Genomic DNA, 20,280 nt, shown 5'->3' on the forward strand with positions numbered 1-20,280 from the left:
CTCAATCGGTGCCCAGGCGAGGCGCGCCGCCGGCGGCCCGCTGGGGCTGGTCCGGGCGGAGCGCCGCCGCCTGCGCCAGCGCGGTCTGCTGCAAGGCGCGGAACGGCACCAGCACCGGCGCCTCGGCGGGCTTCTCGCCCAGCAGGGCGACCGCCTCCCGCCAGCCATGCATGGTGCCGACATCCACATAGGTCTCGCCGGCGCAGACCCCGCGCGCGCGGCCGCCGCGCGCCAGCCAGGCATTGACCAGCGTGCCGACATATTCGTCGCCGCGGCCGGGCTCCTGCCACAGCGCGTGAAGCTGATGCAGGACATGGCCGGGCATGCGGAACGCGCCCCAGACCCAGTGCGACGCCGCGCCGGCCTGCTTGACCTGGATCTCCCGCACCAGGCCCTCGGCATCGGTGACCACGGCGTCGAAGAATTCCGGATGCTCGACGGGGAAGAGCAGGAAGGCGAGCTCGTCCGTCGGCAGCAAGGCCAGGCCGTTGGTGGGGAACCAGATCGTGTCCGGCAATCCGATGACGACCTGCTCGCCCGGTTCGATGCAGGGCAGGGCGCAGAAGATCGCGTCGCAGAGCCCCGCCGGCTCCGCCTGGACCACATAGGTGATGCGGGCCGGTCCGATCCGGGCGCCGTAGTAGTTCACGATGTCGCTCTTGCCGGGCGCGATGACGAAGCAGAGCTTGTCGACCCCAGCCTCGATCATGCGCTCGATCAGATGCTCGCTGACCGCGCGCGGCCGCTCGACGCCGTTCTCCAGCCGGCTGCCGACCGGCAGCAGCTCCTTGGAGAAGGCCAGCGGCTGGATGCGGCTGCCGATCCCGGCCGCCGGAATGATGCCCCACATGGTCAGGCCTCCGTAGGAAGGGGAGCTGCCGCGATCGTCTCGAGCGCCGCCTCCAGCTCCTGGGCGCGGCGGTCGCCGCTGTGTTCGTCCAGCGTGCGCTGGCGGGCACGGGCCGCGATCCGCCGCAGCTCCGCCTCCCCGCAATCGATCGCCGCCATCGCATCGGCGGTATCGCGGGCGATCAGGATCTCCTGGCCGGGCGTGTAGAAGTCCGAGAGGCCGGGCCAGCTGTCGCTCAGTAGGGCCGCGCCGCAGGCCGCCGCCTCGAAGAGGCGGCCGGAGGGGCACCAGCCGGCCTCGGCCATCGCGCGCCGGGTCACGTTCAGCGTGAGGCGCGAGGATGAGAAAAAGGCCGGGTGCAGCTGCGGCGGCATGTGCCGGACGAAGTGGATGTTCTCCGTCCAGGGGAAGTCGGCCGGGTACTGCGCCCCGCCGATCACGAAGCGGTGCTGCGGCCTTTGCCGCGCGGGATCGAGGAACAGCGCCTGCAGGGCCGGCTGGCGGTCCGCGGCATAAGTGCCGAGATAGGAGAGGTCGGCACGATACTCGCTGACGGGCGGCACCGGCCGGTGGGTCTCCGGATCGGCGCTGCCATAGAGCGGCAGGACGCGGCGGGCGCCGAGCTCCGCCCTCAGCCGGTCGAGCGCCGTGCCGCCCGTGAAGCTGAGCACGAGATCGAAGCCGCCGAGCCCCTGCAGAGGGAGGTAGGCCGGCCGCTCGCCCGCGGCCAGCGCTGCCAGCGTCACCGGCGTGTCGAGATCGTAGAAGACCCGCGCGGCCCGGCCGGCGAGCACGATCTCCGAGGCCGCGGGACCGTCCGGGCAATAGGAGGTGACCATGGCCACATCCGCCTCCGCCACCTCGCGCGCCGCGCGCGAGCGGATGCCGTCCCAATCCGGGTAAAGGACCGTGTCCAGCCCCGGCATCTCGCCCAGGTCGCGCGCATCGGCATACCAGGAGACGTCGCGTTCGAAGAAGGTGACGCGATGGCCTCGCCGCGTCAGCGCGCGGATGAGGCTGCGCCAGAGCGTCGCATGGCCATTGCCCCAGGAGGAGGTCACGGTCAGGCCGAAGATGACGAGCTTCATGGGCCGCCTCTGCAGGGCGTCGATGTCCCCGGAGCAACGGCGGCGGAGGTCAGGCCGGGATCGTGGTCGAGGAACATGGCGGGAGGAAACCGTGACGTGCTGTTCCTGAACGCTGGAGGAGCCTGTCGGTTCCTCGCGCATTGCCCGCGCGGCCTCGTGCCGGCGCCTCGCCCTGCTTCCGTCATTGCGGGAGCGGCGCTATCGCGTGGGCAGTTCCTTCAGGGGGCGGCCGGCCTCGCCCTTGCGATGGGCCTGGACCTCGGGCTCGGCCTTCGCCCGGTCGCCGTGGGACGTGATCTGGTCCGGCGTGTTGCCGTTCTCCTCGGTGCGGCGCAGGCCGGCCTTCGTAGCCTCGGTCGGGTCGGGCTTCGGTGCTGTCATGACGAGCTCCTCCAGGTTCCGGCTGTTCAACCCGGCCGCGGCCCGATGGTTCGCACGGCCCTTGGGGATATCGCGATCGGACGACTCATCGCCTGATCCGTGCTGCCCAGCCGCCCCGTCCGGCGTTGCAATGTCCTGCGCGGCGTAAGGTGGACGGTGTCGGAATTCATGGAAGAGTCCGAAGGCGGCCTGGCGGCCGCTCTCGTGGAGCAATCCGCCCAAGGCGGCGGCATCATTTTCCTGGCGCGCAGCGAGACGCGCGCCGCGCGGTTGGCGCGGGCCGCGCAGGCCCTGGCGCCGGGACTCGCCGTCCATCTCCTGCCAGGCTGGGACTGCCTGCCCTATGACACGACCTCGCCGTCGCGCCAGGCCATGGGTCAGCGCATGGCGGCGATGGGCGCCTGCGCGCGCCGGGACGGGTCCCCGGTTCTGCTCGTCGCGGGGGTCAACGCGGCGACGCAGCGCCTCCCGCCCGAATGCGCCCATCGCGAGCTCACGATGCGCTTGGGCGAAGAGATCGATCCCGAGGCGTTGGAGGAGGAGCTCCGGCGCCTCGGCTATGCGCTCGAGGACCGGGTGGACGAGCCGGGCGAGGCCGCGCTACGCGGCTCGGTGCTGGATGCCTATCCGGCCGGCGGCACCGGGCTCCCCTGCCGGATCGAGCACGCGGAAGGGCGGGTCCTGGCGATCCGCCTGTATGATCCCCTCACGCAGCGGAGCACGGAGGAGGTGCAGGCCGTGACGCTCGGCCCCGCTTCGGAGCTCGTGCTGGCGCCGGACGCCGAGGCCGCGCATGAACAGGGGATCGAGCACGCCCTGGCCGCCTTCTACCCCCGGCTCTCGACCGTGTTCGACCTCCTGCCCGAGGCCGCGATCGTCGCCGATGCCGAGGTTCAGGCCCTGGCCGACCAGCGGGCGGAGGAGGTGCGCGATGCCTTCCGGCTGCGCGCGCCCGCCCTGCCGGAGGATCAGCCGGCCTTGCTCCCCTCGGAGCCCGACGCCTTGTACCTGATCGGCAAGGCGTGGCGGGAGGCGCTGGCGAAGCGGCACCTCACGACCGTTCAGCCGTCCCAGGCCGAGGAGCCCGCGGTTCCCCGCTTCCTTTCCCTGCGCGATCCCGAGGAAGCCTTCCTCGACTTCCTCGAGGCCGAACTCTCGGCGGGGCGTTCCGTGGCCCTGTCCGGCAGCGGCCATCGGACGACACTCGCGCTCCAGCGGCTCGTCCGGCGGAGGCTCGAGCTGGAGCCGCTCGCCTTCGAATCCTGGTCGGCGCTGCGCGCCGCACCGCCCGGCTCCTTCGGCGTGCTGGACGGGCTGGTGGGAGCGAGCTTCGCGGCCGGCGGCGCCGCCGTCATCGCGCCCGGCGAGGTGCGCCAGGCGGGCGGCCGGCGCGACGCCGCCCGGCGCCGGGAGCTCCTGGCGCTGGGCGAGGGCACGCTGCAGCCGGGCGACGCCATCATCCACCTCGACCACGGCCTCGGCGCACTGCGCGGGCTGGAGACGGTGGAGGTGGGCGAGGCCCGGATGGATTGCCTCAAGCTGGAATATGCCGGCGGCAAGGCGCAGCTCGTCCCGCTCGACGAGACGGACCGGCTCTGGCGCTACGGCGCCGAGGCGGAGGGCGTGACGCTCGACCGGCTGGGCGGCGATGGCTGGGAGAAGCGCCGGACAGAGGTGGAGGCGCAGATCCGCGAGACCGCTTCGGCCCTGGCCAGGCTCGCGGAAGGGCGGGCGGAGCTCCAGGCGCCGGCGATCCGGCCACGAGGGCGGGCCTATGAGAGCTTCGCGGCCCGCTTCCCGCACAGCCTGACGGAGGATCAGTCCGAGGCCATCGAGGCCGTCCTGTCCGACCTGGCCTCGGGCCGCCCGATGGACCGCCTCGTCTGCGGCGACGTGGGCTTCGGCAAGACGGAGGTGGCGCTGCACGCCGTGGCCGCGGCGGTCTTCGCCGGCTGGCAGGTGGCGGTGCTGGCGCCCACGACGGTGCTCGTCCGGCAGCACCTCAACACCTTCCGGCGGCGCTTCGCGGGCCTGGAGACGAAGGACGGGCCGATCCGCATCGAGCAGCTCTCGCGGCTGTCCTCGGCCGCCGAGGCGAAGGCGGTGAAGGCCGGCCTGGCCGATGGCGGTGTGCGGATCGCCATCGGCACGCAGGCGCTGCTGGGCCGGGCGATCCGCTTCCGGGAGCTCGGCCTCGTCGTCATCGACGAGGAGCAGCGCTTCGGCGCGCGGCAAAAGGCGTCGCTGCGGCAGCTCGCCGCGCGCGGCCATGTTCTCTCGATGACGGCGACGCCCATCCCGCGCACGCTGCAGGCGGCGCTGCTGGGGCTCGAGGATGTCAGCGTGATCGCCACCCCGCCCGGCCGGCGCCAGCCGATCCGCACGGCGCATGTGCCGCTGGACGATGTGCTGCTGCGCCAGGCGCTGGAGCGGGAGAAGCGGCGCGGCGGGCAGAGCTTCGTGGTCTGCTCCCGCATCGAGGACCTGCCGGCGATGCGCGAGCGTATCCGCGACCTGCTGCCCCGCCTGAAGGTGATCGAGGCGCATGGCGAGCTTCCGCCGGCTGAGGTCGACGACGCGCTGGTGCGCTTCGCGGAAGGGAAGGGCGACGTGCTGCTCTCCACCAATATCGTCGAGACCGGACTGGATGTCCCGCGCGCGAACACGATGCTGGTCTGGCGCGCGGACCGCTTCGGGCTGGGGCAGCTGCACCAGCTGCGCGGGCGGGTGGGGCGCGGCCGGGTGCGCGGCAGCATCTTCCTCCTGACCGACCCCGCCCAGCCGCCCACCCCGCTCACGCTCAAGCGGCTCAAGACGCTGGAGGCTTTCGACCGGGTGGGCGCCGGCTTCGCCATCAGCGCGCGCGACATGGACCTCCGCGGCGCGGGCGACCTGCTGGGCGAGAGTCAGGCCGGACATATGAAGCTGATCGGCCTGGACCTCTACCAGCACCTGCTCGACCGCGCCTTCCGGGCCGCGCGGGGCGAAGCTGTGACGGAGGACTGGACGCCGTCCCTGGCCATCGAGGTCTCCGCTGGCATCCCGGAGGAGGTCGTGGAGGGGGACGGGCTGCGCATCGAGCTGCATGCGCGGCTGGCGGGCATGATCCGCCGCGGCGACCTGCCGGCGCTGGAGGATTTCGAGGAGGAGATGCGGGACCGCTTCGGCCCGCCCGCCGGGCCCCTGGGCAACCTGCTGACCCTGGCGCGCCTGCGGATGGAGTGCCGCCGGCTCGGCATCGTCCGGATGGATGTCGGGCCCGCCGCCGCAGCGGCGACGTTCAGGTCGGATCCGCCGACTGTGTCCCCGCCGCTGGAGCTGCGTGGCGGTCGCGTCGTTCTCCCCCGGCCGAGCGGAAGCGAGGCCGACAGGATCGCGGCCGCGGTCGAGCTCCTGCAGGGCCTCGCCGGGTCGCCGCGAAAGCTCCGCAGGCGCGCGTCCCTTCCGTCCTAGCGAAGGTCAGGGGCGGCCGGCTCCCGGGCCGGCTCGCCTCGACGACCAGACTCTCCGCGGGAGATCAGCGCCAGTTCCGGATGATCGTGTCCACGGTGGCCGTCTCCACCTGCTCGCGGTAGCGGCAGGCATAGACCTTGAGGGAGGCGTCATGCGTCTCGTCAGAAGAGCTGCACAAGGCGTCGGTCGCGATCACCACCCTGTAGCCGCGATCCACGGCCCCGAGGACGGTGCTCAACACACAGACATCGGTCTCGCCGCCGGAGACGACGAGCGTGTCGACGGCCTGGTGCCTCAGCCGCTCGTGCAGGTCGGTCTCGTGCCAGGCCGAGTAGCCGCGCTTGTCCAAGACGGTGGCGGGGGGAACGAAGGCCGCGAGCTCGGGGACGAGTTCGACCATTTCCGCGCCGAGCGCCTCGATCGTCATGGAAGACCAGCGCCGGTAGTACCGCTTCCAGGTTCCTTGCCCCTCGTCGGGATGCCGGGCCGGCACGAAGCGGGTGAAGATCGTGCGCCCAGGTTGATGCGCCACGAGCGACCGGGCGCGCGGCAGGACGCGCTCCATCCAGGGTGTCTTCCAGTCCGTTTCCTCGGCGAAGAGCCGCTGCATGTCGACGCAGAGATGCCGGCAGGAGGCGCCGAGTTCCCCATGGAGCAACGCCTCGTCCGAGGAGGCCACGTGCTACTCCCTGCCGGAGCCCGGCTCGGCCATCTTACGATGCTGCTCCGCCAGCACGGCCGAGGGCGTGATGGAGGCCAGCGCCGTCTGGAGCTTGTTCTTCCAGCCGCTGACGATATCGCCGTCGCCGCGCAGCATGGCCTGGAAACCGGTCTCGGCGACGTCCGTCGGACTGTCCTTCTCCGCCTGGCCCACCTTGGTGTCGATCAGGCCGGCGCGCTGGAAGAATTCCGTCTCGGTCGGACCCGGCATAAGGCAGGTCACGGTGACGCCGGTCTCGTTCAGCTCGTTGCGCAGCGCGAAGGAGAAGCTGTCGATGAAGGCCTTGCTGCCGTTGTAGACGGCCTGGAAGGTGCCCGGCATGTAGCCGGCGATGGAGCCCGTGATGAGGATGCGACCGCTTCGCGCCATCACCATGTCGCGCCCCACCTTCTGGATCAGGTAGAGCGTTCCGGTGATGTTGGTGTCCACCACCTTCCGCACATCGGTGAAGTCCTGGTCGAGGAAGCCGTGGCCCAGGCCGCGCCCCGCATTGGCGAGCAGCGCGCCGACCGGACGTCCCGCGATGGCGGCGTAGAGCTTGTCCACGCCTTCCAGAGTCGAGAGGTCGGCCTCCACGGCGGTCACCTGCGCGCCGAAGCTGCCGAAGCGCTCGGCGGCTTCGTGGATCATCGGCTCGTCCGCCGCGACCACGAGGTCGTAGCCGTATTTCGCGCAGCAGATCGCCAGCTCGTGGCCGATGCCGCTGGAGGCGCCGGTGACGACGGCCAGTTCGCGCGTGTCGCTCATGTCGTGCACTCCTGAAGGCTCAAGGCTTGAGAACGACCTTCACGCAGCCGTCCTTCTTGTCGCGGAAGGTCTTGTAGAGTTCCGGCCCTTCCTCGAGCGACGCGCGGTGGGTGATGACGAAGGAGGGGTCTATCTCGCCCTTCTCGATGCGCTCCAGCAGCATGGGCAGGTAGCGCTGCACCGGCGTCTGGGCCATGCGGAAGGTGAGGCCCCGATTGATCGCGGAGCCCATCGGGATCTTGTCGAGGAAGCCGCCATAGACGCCGATCAGCGAGACCGTGCCGAAGTTGCGGCAGCAATGGATGGCCTGGCGGAGGACATGCGGCCGGTCGGTGCCCATGAAGGTCGCGACCTTCACGCGGTCCCACATGGCATCCATGCCGGAGCGCGTGGCCGGCTCGGTGCCGACCGCGTCGATGCAGGCATCGGCGCCGCGGCCCTTCGTCATCTCCTGGATCTTCTCGTAGATGTCCTCGTCCAGAAAATCGAGCGTCTCGGCGCCGGCCGCGCGCGCCATGGCCAGCCTCTCCGGCACGGTGTCGATCGCGATGACGCGGCCGGCGCCCAGCAGGAAGGCGCTGCGGATCGCCATCTGGCCCACCGGCCCGCAGCCCCAGATGGCGATCGTGTCGCCGGGCTGGATGTTGCAGAACTCGGCGCCCATGTAGCCGGTCGGGAAGATGTCGGAGAGGAAGAGAACCTGTTCGTCGGTCAGGTGGCTGGGCACCTTGATCGGCCCGACATCGGCATAGGGCACGCGGAGGTATTCCGCCTGGCCGCCGGGAAAGCCGCCCAGCAGATGCGTGTAGCCGAACAGGCCGGCCGGCGAGTGGCCCCAGAGCTTCGCCGCCGTCTCGGCATTGGGGTTGGAGCGCTCGCAGCCCGAGAAGAAGCCGCGCTTGCAGAAGAAGCACTCCCCGCAGGAGATGGTGAAGGGCACGACCACGCGGTCGCCGACCTTCAGCGCCTTGTTCTCGGAACCCACCTCCACGACCTCGCCCATGGTCTCGTGGCCCATGATGTCGCCGCTCTTCATGCCCGGCATGACGCCGTCGAAGATGTGCAGGTCCGAGCCGCAGATGGCGCAGGCCGTCACCTTGATGATGGCGTCGCGCGGATGCTCGATCTTCGGATCGGGGACGGTGTCGCAGCGGATGTCGCTCTTGCCGTGCCAGGTGAGTGCTTTCATGCGCGTCCCTTGTGATGGTCGAGGGGCGGCCGATGGTCGCCTCCGTCGCGGATCAGCGGTCACGCCGCTCGCTCACGGGCGGCAGACATAGAACATGAACGGCAGGCGCCGGTTTCGATGATTTGGCCATCTTCCTATTTGATAAATGTTATAAGAAGAACGACTGTAATTGTGCCCAGTATCAGAATACCGGGGCCGGTTCTTGTCGCCCGAAACTCTGTCCCGTCGCGCGTGTTGGTGCGGAACCGGTGATCGCCCGCGCGACGGCATCGGCGACCCCCGATGAAGGACACGAGAGATGGGCCTCTTCTCCAATCCGATCCGGACCCTGGACGACCTCTTCGTCCATACCCTCCAGGACATCTATTACGTGGAAAACCAGATCGTGAAGAACCTGCCGACGATGATCGGCAAGGCCTCCGACCCGGCGCTGCGCGAGGCGCTGCGTGCGCATCTGCTGGAGACCGAGGGCCATGTCGCCCGCGTCGAGCAGGTCTTCGGGATGCACGGCCAGCCGGTGAAGGGCAAGGACTGCCCGGCCATCGACGGCATCCTCACCGAGGCCGAGGACATCATGGGCGATTGCGACGACGCCGAGGTCTGCGACGCCGCGATGCTCGCCGCGGCGCAGGCGGTGGAGCATTACGAGATCACCCGCTACGGCACGCTCGTCGCCTATGCGAAGCAGCTTGGACGCGCCGATTGCGCCGGGGTGCTGGCGCAGAATCTCGAGGAAGAGAAGGCCGCGGATGCGAAGCTGACCAGCATCGCCGAGAGCCGGGTCAATCGCATGGCCGCCTGATCACCGGGCGGCAGCGGCATGCCCGCCGCTGCCGCTCAGGCCATGAGCCAGATGTTCTCGCGGGGCAGCACCATGGCGCAGCGCAGGCCGTCGGGATCGAAGGCGATCTGCGTTTCCGCCTTGAGCTCATAGGCCATGGTGTCCTGCAGGACCTCCAGGCCGAAGCCGCGCTTTGGTGGAGGGGTCTTGATCCGCATCCCCGATTCCTTCCAGGTGATGTCGAGCGCGTCGGCCTCGCCCGTCACCTTCCAGTCGATGGCGAGATGGGCGTCGGGCCGGGAGAGGGCGCCGAACTTCACGGCGTTGGTCGCCAGCTCATGGACGGCCAGGCCCACGAGCTCCGCCGCCCGCGGCCTGATCCGGACGGCCGGCCCCCTGATGCGAAGCCGGTTCCCCTCTCGCGCCGCATGCGCGAGAAGCTCGTCGGCGATGAGTTCGGCCAGGTCGAGCCCCGATGTCGCATCCCGCATGAGCGCCGACTGGATCCGCGCCACGGCATCCAGCCGCCCCTCCAGGTGCATGCTGTAGCTCTTCAGCGTCCGGCTCGTGCGTGCCGTGCGGCGGGCGATGGAGCGGATCACGCTCAGCGTGTTGCGCATCCGATGCCTCAGCTCCAGCAGGGGGGACTCCCGCCCCGCCTCGGCCTGCAGGTTTTCCACTTCGACGGAGCTGCCCAGCCATTCGAAAATCCGGCCATCGGCGTCGCGCATGGGTGTCGCATGGGTCTGGAAGCGGCGGTAGCACATGGCCTCGGCGTCGAAGAGCCGATGGCTGGAATACAGGCCTCCCTGCGGTTCCGCGCGCCGCCATTCCTCGACCTGGCCCGCGCGATCGTCGGGATGCAGGGCGGCGAGCCAGCCGTCCCCTCGGCTCTCCTGCGGCGAGAGGCCCGTGTAGTCGCTCCATTGCGGGCTGGTCCAGATCCATGCGCCCGCGGCATCGGCGCGCCAGACGAGCTGGGGGATTCCCTCTACGGGCAGGCTCGGCTCAGGCATTGGCATCGAGGTGCCGGCCCTCTCGTTCGGCGTGAAGATAGACGGGGTCGAACATGGCCGCCTCCCGCAGGGCCGCGAGATCGGGAATCCTCAGGGAGCGGCCGCGCAGCACGATGAGGCCCGCGCTGCGAAGCTCCTGCAGGACGCGGTTCACGTGCACGGCGGAGAGGCCCATGATCTCCGCGATGTCGGCCTGCGTGAGCGGCATCTCGCAGCTGTCGCCTTCCACCAGGTCCACCAGCCGCAGCCGCCAGTGAATCTCGCAGAAGAGATGCGCCATCCGTTCGGAGGCGCCCCGCTGGCCGAGATTCACCACCCATTCGCGCTGAATGCTTTCCTGCACCTCGGACTGCCAGGCCATCGCCTGGGCGATGCGGGGATAGGCGGCCAGCAGCTCCTCGACCGCGCCGGGGCTCAGCTGGCCAAGCGTCACGGCCGACAGGCTGCCGATGGAGTGACTGAGCCGGCTCATGACCGAGACGCGGCCGAGGCAGAGATCGCCGGGCAGGCAGAGCGCGGTGATCTGCCGCCGGCCGTTCGAAAGGTCCCTGTAGTGGCAGGCCCAGCCCTGGAGCACGACGTAGCTTCGGTCCGGCGGCATCCCCTGGGACAGCAGTTCCTCGTGCGGGCCGCGCACCGATCTCCGCTCCGATACCAGGCGCTGGAGCTCCATCTCCTCCGCTTCGGAGAAGCGGACGAAGTTCTGCAGCTTGCGGATCAAGGGATTGCTGAACATGTCGCGTGCCAAAAAATGCTCACAAGCGGGAATGCAGGCTAACTCATGTTATTCGAGTTCGACAGCGCCGATCCTAGGCTGGGTCCATGATCGCGGACGCTCAGCATCGTCAACGCCCCCGGCACCTCGATGGCTGCCGGATCCTGGTGGTGGAGGACGATTTTTTCCTCGCCGATGACCTGACCTCCGCGCTCGAGGGCCTGGGCGCTGAGGTCATCGGCCCGGCCGCCACGTTCCAGGAGGGCCTGCTGATGCTGGTCGCCGGCGGCCGCATCGATGTCGCCCTGCTGGACATCAACCTGCGCGGCGAGATGGTCTACCCCCTCGCGGACATCCTCCTGGATCGAGGCACCGAGATCGTCCTGGCCACCGGCTACGACGGCTCCATGCTGCCGGAGCGCTTCTCGCGCGTCGTCCGTGTGGAGAAGCCCTTCGATGCGGCCGGCCTGGCGCGGGAGCTGCCGGCGCTCATGCGCCGGCAGCCCTGCGGCTGATTCCAGCGGGCCGCGCCGGTATCAGTGTCCGCGGCCGTTCAGCAGCCGCCGGGCGGCCTCTCCCAGCAGCCCCTGCCCGATGGGCTTCGCGAGATGGGGAGCCGCGGCGAAGCGCGTGTCGATCACCGCCGCGTCGTAGCCGGTGGTGAAAAGGAAGGGGATGCCCGCGGCCTGCAGGGCCGCCGCCACCGGGTAGACCGTTTCCTCTCCGAGGTTCACGTCCAGCAAGGCGAGGTCGGGCGGCTCCGCCTCCAGCGCCGCCAAGGCGCTGCTGAGGCGCGAGGTGGGGCCGAGCACCTGCCCCCCCAGCTGCTCCACCATCCTGCAGAGGTCGTCGGCGATCAGGTACTGGTCCTCGACGACCAGCACCTTGCGGCCGGCGAGGGGCGTCGCGTCTTCCGTGTCCCAGCTCATCTGTCAGGTTCTCCAGCCATGCTGCGCTCCTGGGCTGCGTCCTCGAGAATAACGCGGGGACCGATCGGCAGTTCCACGGTGGATCGCACGCCGTCCTGCCGGAACTCGAAGGACGTCGCGGCATCCAGGTCATAGGGCAGCCCGCGCTCGATGAGGCGGCGGCCGAAGCCGCTGCGCGCCGGCGGCCGGGTGGGCATGGCCACCCCCTGCTCGAGCCACTCGAGCGCCAGCCGCGGGCCTTGCTGCGTATTGGTGATCCACCACCGGACGGAGAGGCGGCCCCCATTGGGCGAGAGCGCGCCGTACTTGACCGCATTCGTCGTCAGCTCGTGCAGGGCCAGGGCGAAGACCTCGGCGGCCTTCTCCTTCAGGACGATCCCGGGGCCCTCGACCTCCACCGGCTTCGCCCCGTCCTGGCTGGCCGCGAGCTCGTCCCGGACGAGCTCCTCCAGGCGCACGCCCTCCACACCGCGGTTGGCCAGAACTCCCTGGGTCCGCGAGAGGGCGTCGATGCGGCCGCCGAGCTGCCGGCGCAGGTCGTCGAGGTTCTCGGCCCCGTCCAGCGACCGGCGCGTGATGGAGCGCACGACCGTCAGGATGTTCTTCACGCGATGCTGCAGCTCCGCCATCAGCAGGTATTGCTGCCCCTGCGCGCGGCGCCGGTCGTCCACATCCTGGAAGACGCCCAGCAGATGGTCGCCGCTCCTGGCGCCGCTGAACCGGACCCAGAGCTCCTTCCCGTTCACGGTCAGGCGCGCTTCCGTGTCCAGCGGCTCGTCCCGTTCCGTCGCACCGTCGAAGGCGCGGGCCAGGGCGTCCCGGTCCTCCGGATGGACGAAGCCGAGCATGGCGCCGAGCGTCCGCGGCGGCGGGAAGCCGAAGATCTGCTCGAACCCTTCGGAATGGGTGAAGCCGCGGGTCGGCACGTCGAGATGCCAGGTCACGATTCGCGCGGCCGAGGTCGCGAGCCGGGCGCGCTCCTCCGAGGCCCGCAGGGCCTCCTGCGCGCGCGTCGTGCTGGTGATATCGAGGAAGGTCAGTACGGCGCCGGCGATGAAGTTGTCCACGCTGCGATAGGGCAGCACGCGCACGAGATAGCGATTGCGGCCTTCCAAGCCGATCTCGCGCTCCACCGTCGTCAGCGTGCGCAGCACGCGGCGCAGGTCGTCGGCCATCTCCGGATAAGGCACGCGCGAGGCGATATGGGTGATCGGCCGGCCCAGATCGTTGTCGATGAGGTGGAAGAGCTCCGACATGCTGGGGGTGAAGCTCTTCACCTGCAAGTTGTTGTCGAGGAAGAGGGTGGCGATCTGGGTGGATTCCAGCAGGTTCTTGAGGTCGCTGTTCGCGCGCGACAATTCGCCGACGCGAAGGGCCAGCTCGCCGTTCACGGTCTGCAGCTCCTCGTTCACGGATTGGAGCTCCTCCTTGGAGGTCTCCAGCTCCTCGTTCGCGGATTGCATCTCCTCGTTGATGGACTGGTATTCCTCGTTGGAGGATTTCAGCTCCTCGTTCGTGCTTTCCAGCTCCTCGATGGTCGCCTGCAGCCGGTCCTTGGTGACCCGCAGCTCGCCCTCGAGCCGCGCCACGTGCTCGTCCCTGAGGATGGCGGGGTCGCGCGCGGCCTCGTCCGGGTCGCCGCTCGCCTCCGGGCCGTAGTCGTGGAAAACCACCACGAAGTTCATCGCCTCTTGGGGCGTTTCCGCCAGGGGCTCCACGGTCAACCCGACGCGCCGGGCCTCGTCTTCCCCTCCCATGCGCAGCGACACGACGCGCGCGGGCCTGCGGTCGGTGGCGACGCGCAGGAGGGTCGCGCGCAGGTCGAGCCGCAGGTCCCGGTGGACGAGGTTCAGCAGGTTGAGATTGGCGACGCCGCTGCTGGGGTCCAGGAACGGCCCGGTGCGGCCGGAGAAGTTCAGCACCTGGTAGTCGGAATCGACGACGATATAGGCGGGCGCGTAGCGCTCCACCAGCCGCTCCGCCCGCTTGCCGAGCGTGCCGTTCGGGAAGGCCCGCACCGGCGCCAGCGCCTCGCCCATGCGCCGGGGTTCGGCGCGGGCGGAAAGTGGGAATTCAGGAAGGACGCGGTTGGCCGTATGCAGCCGGCGGAAGATCCGATGCTTCCGGTCCAGCGGCTGGAACAGGTTGGCGTGCCGGGTGACATTCTCGGCAGGCCCGAGGAAAAGGTAGCCGCCCGGCCGCAGCGAGAAATGGAACAGCGGGATCACCCGGTCCTGGATATCGCTGTTGAGGTAGATCAGCAGGTTGCGGCAGGAGACCAGGTCGATGCGGGAGAAGGGGGCATCCTTGATGACGTTGTGCGAGGAGAAGATGCACATCTCCCGCAGATCCTTGTGGATGGCGTAGGTGCCGCCCTCCTTGACGAACCAGCGCGCGAGGCGCTCGGGCGAGATGTCCTTCTCGATGGTTTGGGGGTAGCGGCCGGTGCGCGCCACGGCGAGCGCCCGCGCATCGATGTCGGTCGCGAAGATCTGGACATGCGGCGGCGTGTCGAGCCGCATCATCGCCTCGCGCAGCAGCATGGCGAGGGAATAGGCCTCCTCGCCGGTGGCGCAGCCCAGGACCCAGACACGGAGCGTGTCGACCATCGTCCTGCCGGCGACCAGGTCCGGGATCACCTCGCGTTCGAGGATTCCGTATTCGGCGGGGTCGCGGAAGAATTGCGTGACGCCGATCAGCAGGTCTTGGAACAGATCCTGCGCCTCCTCCTGGTCGTTACGCAGCCGTGCGACATAGGCATCCAGGTCGTCGATGCGCAGCACGTGCATGCGCCGCTGGATCCGCCGGAGAAAGGTGTTGGACTTGTAGCCGTGGAAATCGTGCCCCGTCCGGTTCCGCAGGATGGTGGAGATGGCGGGCAGGCGGCTCTCGCCGTCCTCGATGACGCGGCTCGTCTCCCGTGCCAGGTCGAGATCGCTGAGATGGCTGATGTGTGCCGCGAGGTGGCGGGGAATGTCGGCCAGCTCCGCGTGCAGGTCGGCCATGCCGGCGGGTCCGGCCGGCTCGCCCGTCTCGATATGCTCCTGGCCGGGTTCAATCTCCGCCACGACGAAGCCGCCGCAGGCCTTCATGCGCGCCACCCCGATGCTGCCCGCCTCGGGAGAGGCCCGCAGGATGATGGCGACCGCGCCCTGGCGCTGCTGCTCGGCCAGCGAGATCAGGAAGGTGTCCACCGTCCCGCGGGAGCCCGGCTTCTCCGGCGCATCGGCCAGCCGCAGGCCTCCGTCCTCCCCGAAGGTGACCGTCGCGCCGATCGGGGCCAGGTAGATCCGGTCGGCCTCCAGCCTCTGGCAGTCCTCCGCCATCAGCGCCTCCGGTCCCGGGCCTTCGTTCAGGCTCTGGAGAAGCGCCCCGATATCCATGGCCTCCCGGGATTCGGAGACGATGACGAAGGCTGCGCCGGTGTCCCGCGGCATGATGGCGAAGAGCGAGGCCAGCGACTGGAAGGTCGCGGCGAAGGCGCCCAGACCGACCACGGCGACGGGTCTTACCTCCAGGCGGCGGGCTTCCTCATCGTCCAGTAGCACTCCTTGGCGAGCCGCCGATTATAGGCCCTTCCCCTGTGGTCGCCTAAACTTCCGCGTCGCCGGCCTGCCGCGCCGCTTGCAGGTCCAGGGTCGCCGCGCGCCGCAAGGTCGCGGCATAGCCGGCATATTCGACGGCGCGCGCCTCGTAGAGCTCGGCCACCGCCGGCCTTCCGCTTTCGCGAGCGTCGCGACTCATGCGGGAGACCAGCTCGACCCGCTCCTCCATCAGGCGCATGGCGATGCGGATGGCGTCGCCTACCCCGGCTTCGGCCGAGGCGATCATCGCCTCGGCCGTGAAAGCATGGCCGATCTGGCAGCGGAAGCGCAGCGGCTTGCCGTCCTTCATCTCCGACAGCACGCCCTGGCAGTGGGGACAGGACAGCGGCACCGGCTCGCCCAGGGTGCGGAGCTGCTCGGAGCCGGCCCGCTGTCCGGTGGCGATCGACACCTCCAGCTGGAGGTCCAGCGGAGCGGCAATGGCGGGGCCCGCCTCCTCGCGCACCACCTGCCGCAGCAGGCCGGCGAGTTGATCGGCCGGGCCGACATGGTCCACCTCGACGGTTTGCAGCGCCGCCAGCGGCATGTCGCGCGCCTGGGCGTCGAAGGGATCCTGGACGATGGCCGTCCCGCCCATGGCCTTGATGGCGTGCAGGCCGGAGGCGCCGTCGTTCAGCAGCCCGCTCAGGACGAGGCCGACCACGCGCGGACCGAAGCTGAGCGCGGCGGAACGGAAGAGCGCGTCGACGGCCGGGCGGGCCATGTTCTCCCGCGGGCCCGTGCCCAGCAGGATGGTGCCGCCGTCGACAAGCAGGTGGCGATTTGGAGCAGCGACATAGACATGGCCCTGCTCGACGGGCTGGCCGTCCATCGCCTGCCCGACCGGAAGCGCGCTGTGGCCGGCCAGCGCCTCCGCCAGATATCCCGAGCTGCTTTCGGCCATATGCGTGGCGATGAGGACCGCCGCCGGGAAATCGGCGGGAATATCCGAGAGAACGCGCTTCAGCGCCGCGCTGCTGCCCAGCGAGCCGCCGATGGTCACAATATCCTTCATCGCCATGCTCTGTCCGCCATCGGCCGGTTACGGGGAGCCAACGGGCCGCCGCGGGCAGAGTTGCCGTCCGCTCCATATTGGGCGGCGGCGGTCACCGCCTTTGCCGGCGGAACACGCTTGCCGTGAGGTCACGCGGCATAGCGTCGCGTCATGCTGGCGCAGAAGGCGGCGAACTCCTCGATCACCAGGGGCGCGCTCGTGTGGTGCGGAGCGCGCCCGCGATGCTCCGGCGTGAAGCAGAAGGTCACGGTCACCTCGAACTCCTCCAGCGCGGCCATCTGGCGATCGAACCAGGCGAGGGCGCCGGGCCGGTAGCTGTCGGCCCAGGAGATTCCGGTGCGCAGCCGCCGGACGCCGAGCCGCCTCAGCCAGGCGACCGCCTCGTCCAGCCGATGGTCCTCGAAATGGAACCACTGGCAGATGCCCAGCCCCTCGCCATGGGCGCCGAAGGCCTCGACGGCCGGCTTCGGCGAGCCGTCCTGCCGCAGCAGCCCCATGTGGAAGTGGCGGTAGTAGGAGGAGCCCTCCGCCTCGCGGTGGCGGGTCGTCGCCTCCCATTCGCGCGGCAGGTCGTAGAGGCTGTACCAATGGACGCGCGGTGAGCGGTCCTTCAGGAGGCCCGCCGTCCGGCCCACCGCCCAGGCCTGCACCTCTTCCGAGCCGAAGGAGGAGGCGCCGACCTCCGACACCCAGACCGGCAGCTCCGTGGCCGCCTCGATCTCCGCGATCTTCGCCGGCCACTCGTCGATCTGCCAGAGGTTCCAGTCCAGCGGGAAGCCGTGGACGGCGACGGCGTCCATCTGCCCCAGCACGCCGCGCTGCTCCATCTTGCGCAGGAAGAGCGGGTCGATCGGCGACATGCCGCCCAGCACCCGCGTGACCTGCGAGCTCTCCGCCCGGATGGCCTCGCCGGCGAGCCTCGCGGTCTCGGCGAAGAGAACCCAGTCGGGGTCGACCTCGGGATCCCAGTGCGACTTGTTGTTCGGCTCGTTCCACACCATCGCCGAATGCATCATGGGCGCGCGCTCCCGGCCGGATAGACGGCGCCGGCGCCCTCCGCCGGCGTGGCGCGGCGGCAGAGATAGACCTCGGAATGCGGATTCTCCAGGATCCCGAATCCCGTGTTGCGGAGCATGGCCTCGACGCAGGCGCGGTTCGGAATCCACCAGTTGGTGTTGTCGCCGGCATAGCGGTGCTCGACGAATTGCAGCCGCGGCGCGCCGGGCAGGTCGAAGGGCTCCGTCGCCTCGAACGGATAATCCCCGGCCATGGGCGCGATCTCCCGCGAGCCCCGTTGCATGGACTGGAACAGCATCAGCCTGTCCGCGACATGCTCGTGGATGAGGTCCAGCGCCAGCAGCGGATGCCGCAGGTGGTAGAGCACGCCCATGAAGATCACGAGGTCGAAGCGTTCGCCGAGCTGCGCCACGTCATAGACGGTCATGTTGCGGAACTCGATCTCCTGGCCGAGCGTCCGCGCGGCGAAGCGGGCCTGGGCCAGGTAGTCCTCGTCATGGTCGATGCCCAGCACGCGCGCCGCGCCGCGCCGCTTCACCTCCAGCGAGTAGAAGCCGCCGTTGCAGCCGATGTCGAGCACGCTCCAGCCGCTCATGTCCTGCGGCAGCACGTGATGGAAGTGGTCCCAGAACTGGCCCGGATGATTGCCGAGCGGATGGTCGGGCGCCGTCGGCACGCCCTTCAGGTCGATGTTGTGGAACCACGGGCCGAGGGCCTCGGCGCGGCTGCGGATCAACTCCTTGGGAGTCATGCGGGCTCCACCTCCTTCGTCGGCACCGGGGCCGTGATGTGCGACACGTCGTTCAGGCCGATGAGCCGGCCGCCGCCCGGCCAGAGGCACAGGGTCGTGACGGAGGCGGGGCTGATCTCCAACCGGTCGTAGGACTGCAGCGGCAGGCCGAGGACATGCAGCACCGCCGTCCGCACGATCTCGGCATGGGTCACCACCGCGGCCTCGCCCTGCGGATGCAGCGCGACCAGTTCGTCGAGCAGGGCGACGACCCGGGCGCGGACGCGCGCCATCGTCTCGCCGCCGGGGGCGCCGGCGTGGCCGCGATCGAGGTTCCAGGTGCGCCAGAGCGGGTCGCGCTCGAGATCCCCGAAGCGGCGGCCCGTCCAATCGCCGAAATCCACCTCGTCCGCCGCGGGATCGACGATCGCCGCCAGCCCGCAGGCCGCCTCCAGGCCGGCCGCCGTCTCCCGGCACCGCTGGACGGGACTTGTGCGCAGCGCGTCCAGCGACCCCAGGGCGAAGCGGCGGGCGAGGCGCGCGGCCTGCCGCTCGCCCTCGGCGGCGAGGCCGACGCCCGCCATCCGCCCGCACAGCATCTCCGCAGGATGGCCATGCACCGCATGGCGAAGCAGATGCAGCGTCAGCGCCATCGCCTCAGTCCAGCCCCTGGACGAAGCGCAAGGTCCGCTCCCGCGCCTCGCCGTCGGTGAACTGCTGCGGCGGCGACTTCATGAAGTAGCTCGACGGGCCCGTAAGCGCGCCGCCGATGCCGCGGTCCAGCGCCAGCTTCGCGCAGCGCACCGCGTCGATGACGATGCCGGCGGAGTTCGGCGAGTCCCAGACCTCCAGCTTCAGCTCCAGGTTCAGCGGCATGCCGCCGAAGCCCGTCCCCTCGATGCGGATCTGCGCCCATTTGCGGTCGGTCAGCCAGGGCACGAAGTCGCTCGGGCCCACATGTACGTCGCCCGCCGGCAAGGGCACGTCGAACTGGCTGGTCACCGACTGGGTCTTGGAGATCTTCTTCGATTCCAGCCGCTCGCGCTCCAGCATGTTCCGGAAGTCGGCATTGCCGCCGAAATTGAGCTGGTAGGTGCGGTCGATCCGCACGCCGCGCTCGCGGAAGAGGTTGGCCAGCACGCGGTGGACGATGGTGGCGCCCACCTGGCTCTTGATGTCATCGCCGATGATGGGCAGGCCGCGGGCGGCGAAGCGCTGCTGCCAGGCCGCGTTGGAGGCCAGGAAGACGGGGATGCAGTTCACGAAGGCGCAGCCCGCCTCCAGCGCCTGCTCGCAATACCATTCCGAGGCGCGCTGCGAGCCGACGGGCAGGTAGGAAACCAGCACATCCGTGCGGCTGCGCCGCAGCTCCTCGGCGACGTCCACGACCGGGGCGTCCGATTCCTCCACATCCTGCCGGAGGTAGGTTCCGAGCCCGTCCAGCGTCGGCCCCCGCTTCACCTCGACCCCGAAGGGGCCGAGCGGCGCGAAGACGTGCGTGTTGTTGGGCGGCGCGGCGAGGGCCTCGGAAAGATCGCGGCCGACCTTGGCGGCGGTGACGTCGAAGGCGGAGGCGATCTCGATGTCGCGCACATGATAGCCGCCCAGATCGGCGTGCATCAGCCCCGGCGGGGGCTCGTTGGAATGCGCGTCGCGGTAGAAGCTCAGCCCCTGCACGAAGGAGGAAGCGCAATTCCCGGCCCCGATGAGGCCGACGCGAAGCGATGCTGAGTCCGACACGACCCCTCCATTCAGGCTGGCAAGAAGATGCGGCCGGACCTCCCGGCCCGGATGCAATCTGCCCAACGACGGCGAACCTTCTAAGTTGATCCTCTAAACCAATTTCCTTCACACAGAGGGAGTCGTCGCCTAACAAATGTAAGGGATTGTCGGAGATTAACCTTTATTTGATTTATGTGTCACAGAACAACTCAAAGGCGAGGTGACACTAACATTTGTAATACTTCGAATTGTATTGATTTAACCGCAACCTTCCCGGCATGCCGACGTTGGCCATCTGCTTCTTCTACTTACCTCGCGCCTTCGGCGCTCGAGAAAGGCCCC

Annotated in this window: 18 protein-coding genes; 3 read left to right on the forward strand and 15 right to left on the reverse strand. The window is 69.6% G+C overall.

The genetic code is table 11. The features are described 5' to 3' along the window. Nucleotide 1: 1 nt before the first annotated feature. The 3 genes from EJV46_RS13035 to EJV46_RS13045 form a co-directional block, all read right to left on the reverse strand. A complete protein-coding gene (locus EJV46_RS13035; protein WP_131549076.1) occupies nucleotides 2–850 on the reverse strand; it encodes a sugar phosphate nucleotidyltransferase in 849 nt (282 codons plus the stop codon). Between the two features lie 2 nt (nucleotides 851–852). Continuing rightward, complete coding sequence (locus EJV46_RS13040) at nucleotides 853–1,938, reverse strand: glycosyltransferase (RefSeq protein WP_131549077.1); 1,086 nt, start codon at nucleotides 1,936–1,938, stop codon at nucleotides 853–855. Between the two features lie 198 nt (nucleotides 1,939–2,136). Next, nucleotides 2,137–2,319, reverse strand: coding sequence for a hypothetical protein (locus tag EJV46_RS13045; RefSeq protein ID WP_131549078.1), 183 nt, complete (start codon nucleotides 2,317–2,319; stop codon nucleotides 2,137–2,139). A 168-nt stretch (nucleotides 2,320–2,487) separates the two neighbouring features. Between EJV46_RS13045 and EJV46_RS13050 the strand changes: the two genes are divergently transcribed. Beyond that, nucleotides 2,488–5,772, forward strand: a complete 3,285-nt coding sequence (locus EJV46_RS13050; RefSeq protein ID WP_131549079.1) for a DEAD/DEAH box helicase — start codon at nucleotides 2,488–2,490, stop codon at nucleotides 5,770–5,772. A gap of 64 nt (nucleotides 5,773–5,836) precedes the next feature. On the opposite strand, the gene EJV46_RS13055 is transcribed toward EJV46_RS13050, so the two are convergent. From EJV46_RS13055 to EJV46_RS13065, 3 genes are read right to left on the reverse strand one after another with little or no spacing between them, the layout of a single operon-like run. After that, entirely contained in the window at nucleotides 5,837–6,451 is a 615-nt protein-coding gene (locus tag EJV46_RS13055) for a cysteine hydrolase family protein (RefSeq protein WP_240782540.1), read from the reverse strand. 3 nt (nucleotides 6,452–6,454) lie between these two features. Beyond that, nucleotides 6,455–7,240, reverse strand: coding sequence for an SDR family oxidoreductase (locus EJV46_RS13060; protein ID WP_131549080.1), 786 nt, complete (start codon nucleotides 7,238–7,240; stop codon nucleotides 6,455–6,457). Nucleotides 7,241–7,259: 19 nt separating this feature from the next. Beyond that, nucleotides 7,260–8,429, reverse strand: coding sequence for a zinc-dependent alcohol dehydrogenase (locus EJV46_RS13065; protein ID WP_131549081.1), 1,170 nt, complete (start codon nucleotides 8,427–8,429; stop codon nucleotides 7,260–7,262). 298 nt (nucleotides 8,430–8,727) lie between these two features. On the opposite strand from EJV46_RS13065, the gene EJV46_RS13070 reads away from it, so the two are divergent. Continuing rightward, nucleotides 8,728–9,231 (forward strand): ferritin-like domain-containing protein, encoded by a 504-nt coding sequence (locus tag EJV46_RS13070; protein WP_131549082.1) that lies wholly within the window; start codon nucleotides 8,728–8,730, stop codon nucleotides 9,229–9,231. Between the two features lie 35 nt (nucleotides 9,232–9,266). Here the strand turns inward: EJV46_RS13070 and EJV46_RS13075 are convergent, their stop codons facing one another. Both EJV46_RS13075 and EJV46_RS13080 read right to left on the reverse strand, forming a co-directional pair. Beyond that, entirely contained in the window at nucleotides 9,267–10,226 is a 960-nt protein-coding gene (locus tag EJV46_RS13075; protein ID WP_165585512.1) for an HWE histidine kinase domain-containing protein, read from the reverse strand. Then, nucleotides 10,219–10,962, reverse strand: a complete 744-nt coding sequence (locus EJV46_RS13080) for a Crp/Fnr family transcriptional regulator (RefSeq protein ID WP_131549084.1) — start codon at nucleotides 10,960–10,962, stop codon at nucleotides 10,219–10,221. The genes EJV46_RS13075 and EJV46_RS13080 overlap by 8 nt, the downstream gene beginning before the upstream one ends. A gap of 86 nt (nucleotides 10,963–11,048) precedes the next feature. Here EJV46_RS13080 and EJV46_RS13085 point away from each other — a divergent pair, with 86 nt between their 5' ends. Then, on the forward strand, nucleotides 11,049–11,456 hold the full coding sequence (locus tag EJV46_RS13085) for a response regulator (RefSeq protein WP_131549085.1): 408 nt from the start codon (nucleotides 11,049–11,051) through the stop codon (nucleotides 11,454–11,456). 21 nt (nucleotides 11,457–11,477) lie between these two features. On the opposite strand, the gene EJV46_RS13090 is transcribed toward EJV46_RS13085, so the two are convergent. The 7 genes from EJV46_RS13090 to EJV46_RS13120 all read right to left on the reverse strand — a co-directional run bounded on the left by EJV46_RS13090 (nucleotide 11,478) and on the right by EJV46_RS13120 (nucleotide 19,956). Next, nucleotides 11,478–11,870 (reverse strand): response regulator, encoded by a 393-nt coding sequence (locus EJV46_RS13090; protein ID WP_131549086.1) that lies wholly within the window; start codon nucleotides 11,868–11,870, stop codon nucleotides 11,478–11,480. Continuing rightward, on the reverse strand, nucleotides 11,867–15,418 hold the full coding sequence (locus EJV46_RS13095; protein ID WP_131549087.1) for a CheR family methyltransferase: 3,552 nt from the start codon (nucleotides 15,416–15,418) through the stop codon (nucleotides 11,867–11,869). The genes EJV46_RS13090 and EJV46_RS13095 overlap by 4 nt, the downstream gene beginning before the upstream one ends. Before the next feature lie 43 nt (nucleotides 15,419–15,461). Next, complete coding sequence (locus EJV46_RS13100) at nucleotides 15,462–16,469, reverse strand: chemotaxis protein CheB (protein WP_206020796.1); 1,008 nt, start codon at nucleotides 16,467–16,469, stop codon at nucleotides 15,462–15,464. Between the two features lie 128 nt (nucleotides 16,470–16,597). After that, nucleotides 16,598–17,485 carry a beta-xylosidase gene (locus EJV46_RS13105; RefSeq protein ID WP_131549089.1) on the reverse strand — a complete coding sequence of 296 codons (888 nt, stop codon included), beginning with the start codon at nucleotides 17,483–17,485 and terminating at the stop codon, nucleotides 16,598–16,600. Then, entirely contained in the window at nucleotides 17,482–18,237 is a 756-nt protein-coding gene (locus tag EJV46_RS13110; protein WP_131549090.1) for a TIGR04290 family methyltransferase, read from the reverse strand. The genes EJV46_RS13105 and EJV46_RS13110 overlap by 4 nt, the downstream gene beginning before the upstream one ends. After that, the gene (locus tag EJV46_RS13115) at nucleotides 18,234–18,869 is read right to left on the reverse strand and encodes a histidine phosphatase family protein (RefSeq protein ID WP_131549091.1); all 636 of its coding nucleotides are present in this window, start codon (nucleotides 18,867–18,869) and stop codon (nucleotides 18,234–18,236) included. Before EJV46_RS13115 ends, EJV46_RS13110 begins: the two co-directional genes overlap by 4 nt. Before the next feature lie 4 nt (nucleotides 18,870–18,873). Beyond that, nucleotides 18,874–19,956 (reverse strand): inositol-3-phosphate synthase, encoded by a 1,083-nt coding sequence (locus tag EJV46_RS13120; protein WP_131549092.1) that lies wholly within the window; start codon nucleotides 19,954–19,956, stop codon nucleotides 18,874–18,876. Nucleotides 19,957–20,280: the final 324 nt, after the last annotated feature.

The organism is Roseococcus sp. SYP-B2431 (assembly GCF_004336745.1).
Lineage (GTDB): Bacteria > Pseudomonadota > Alphaproteobacteria > Acetobacterales > Acetobacteraceae > Roseococcus.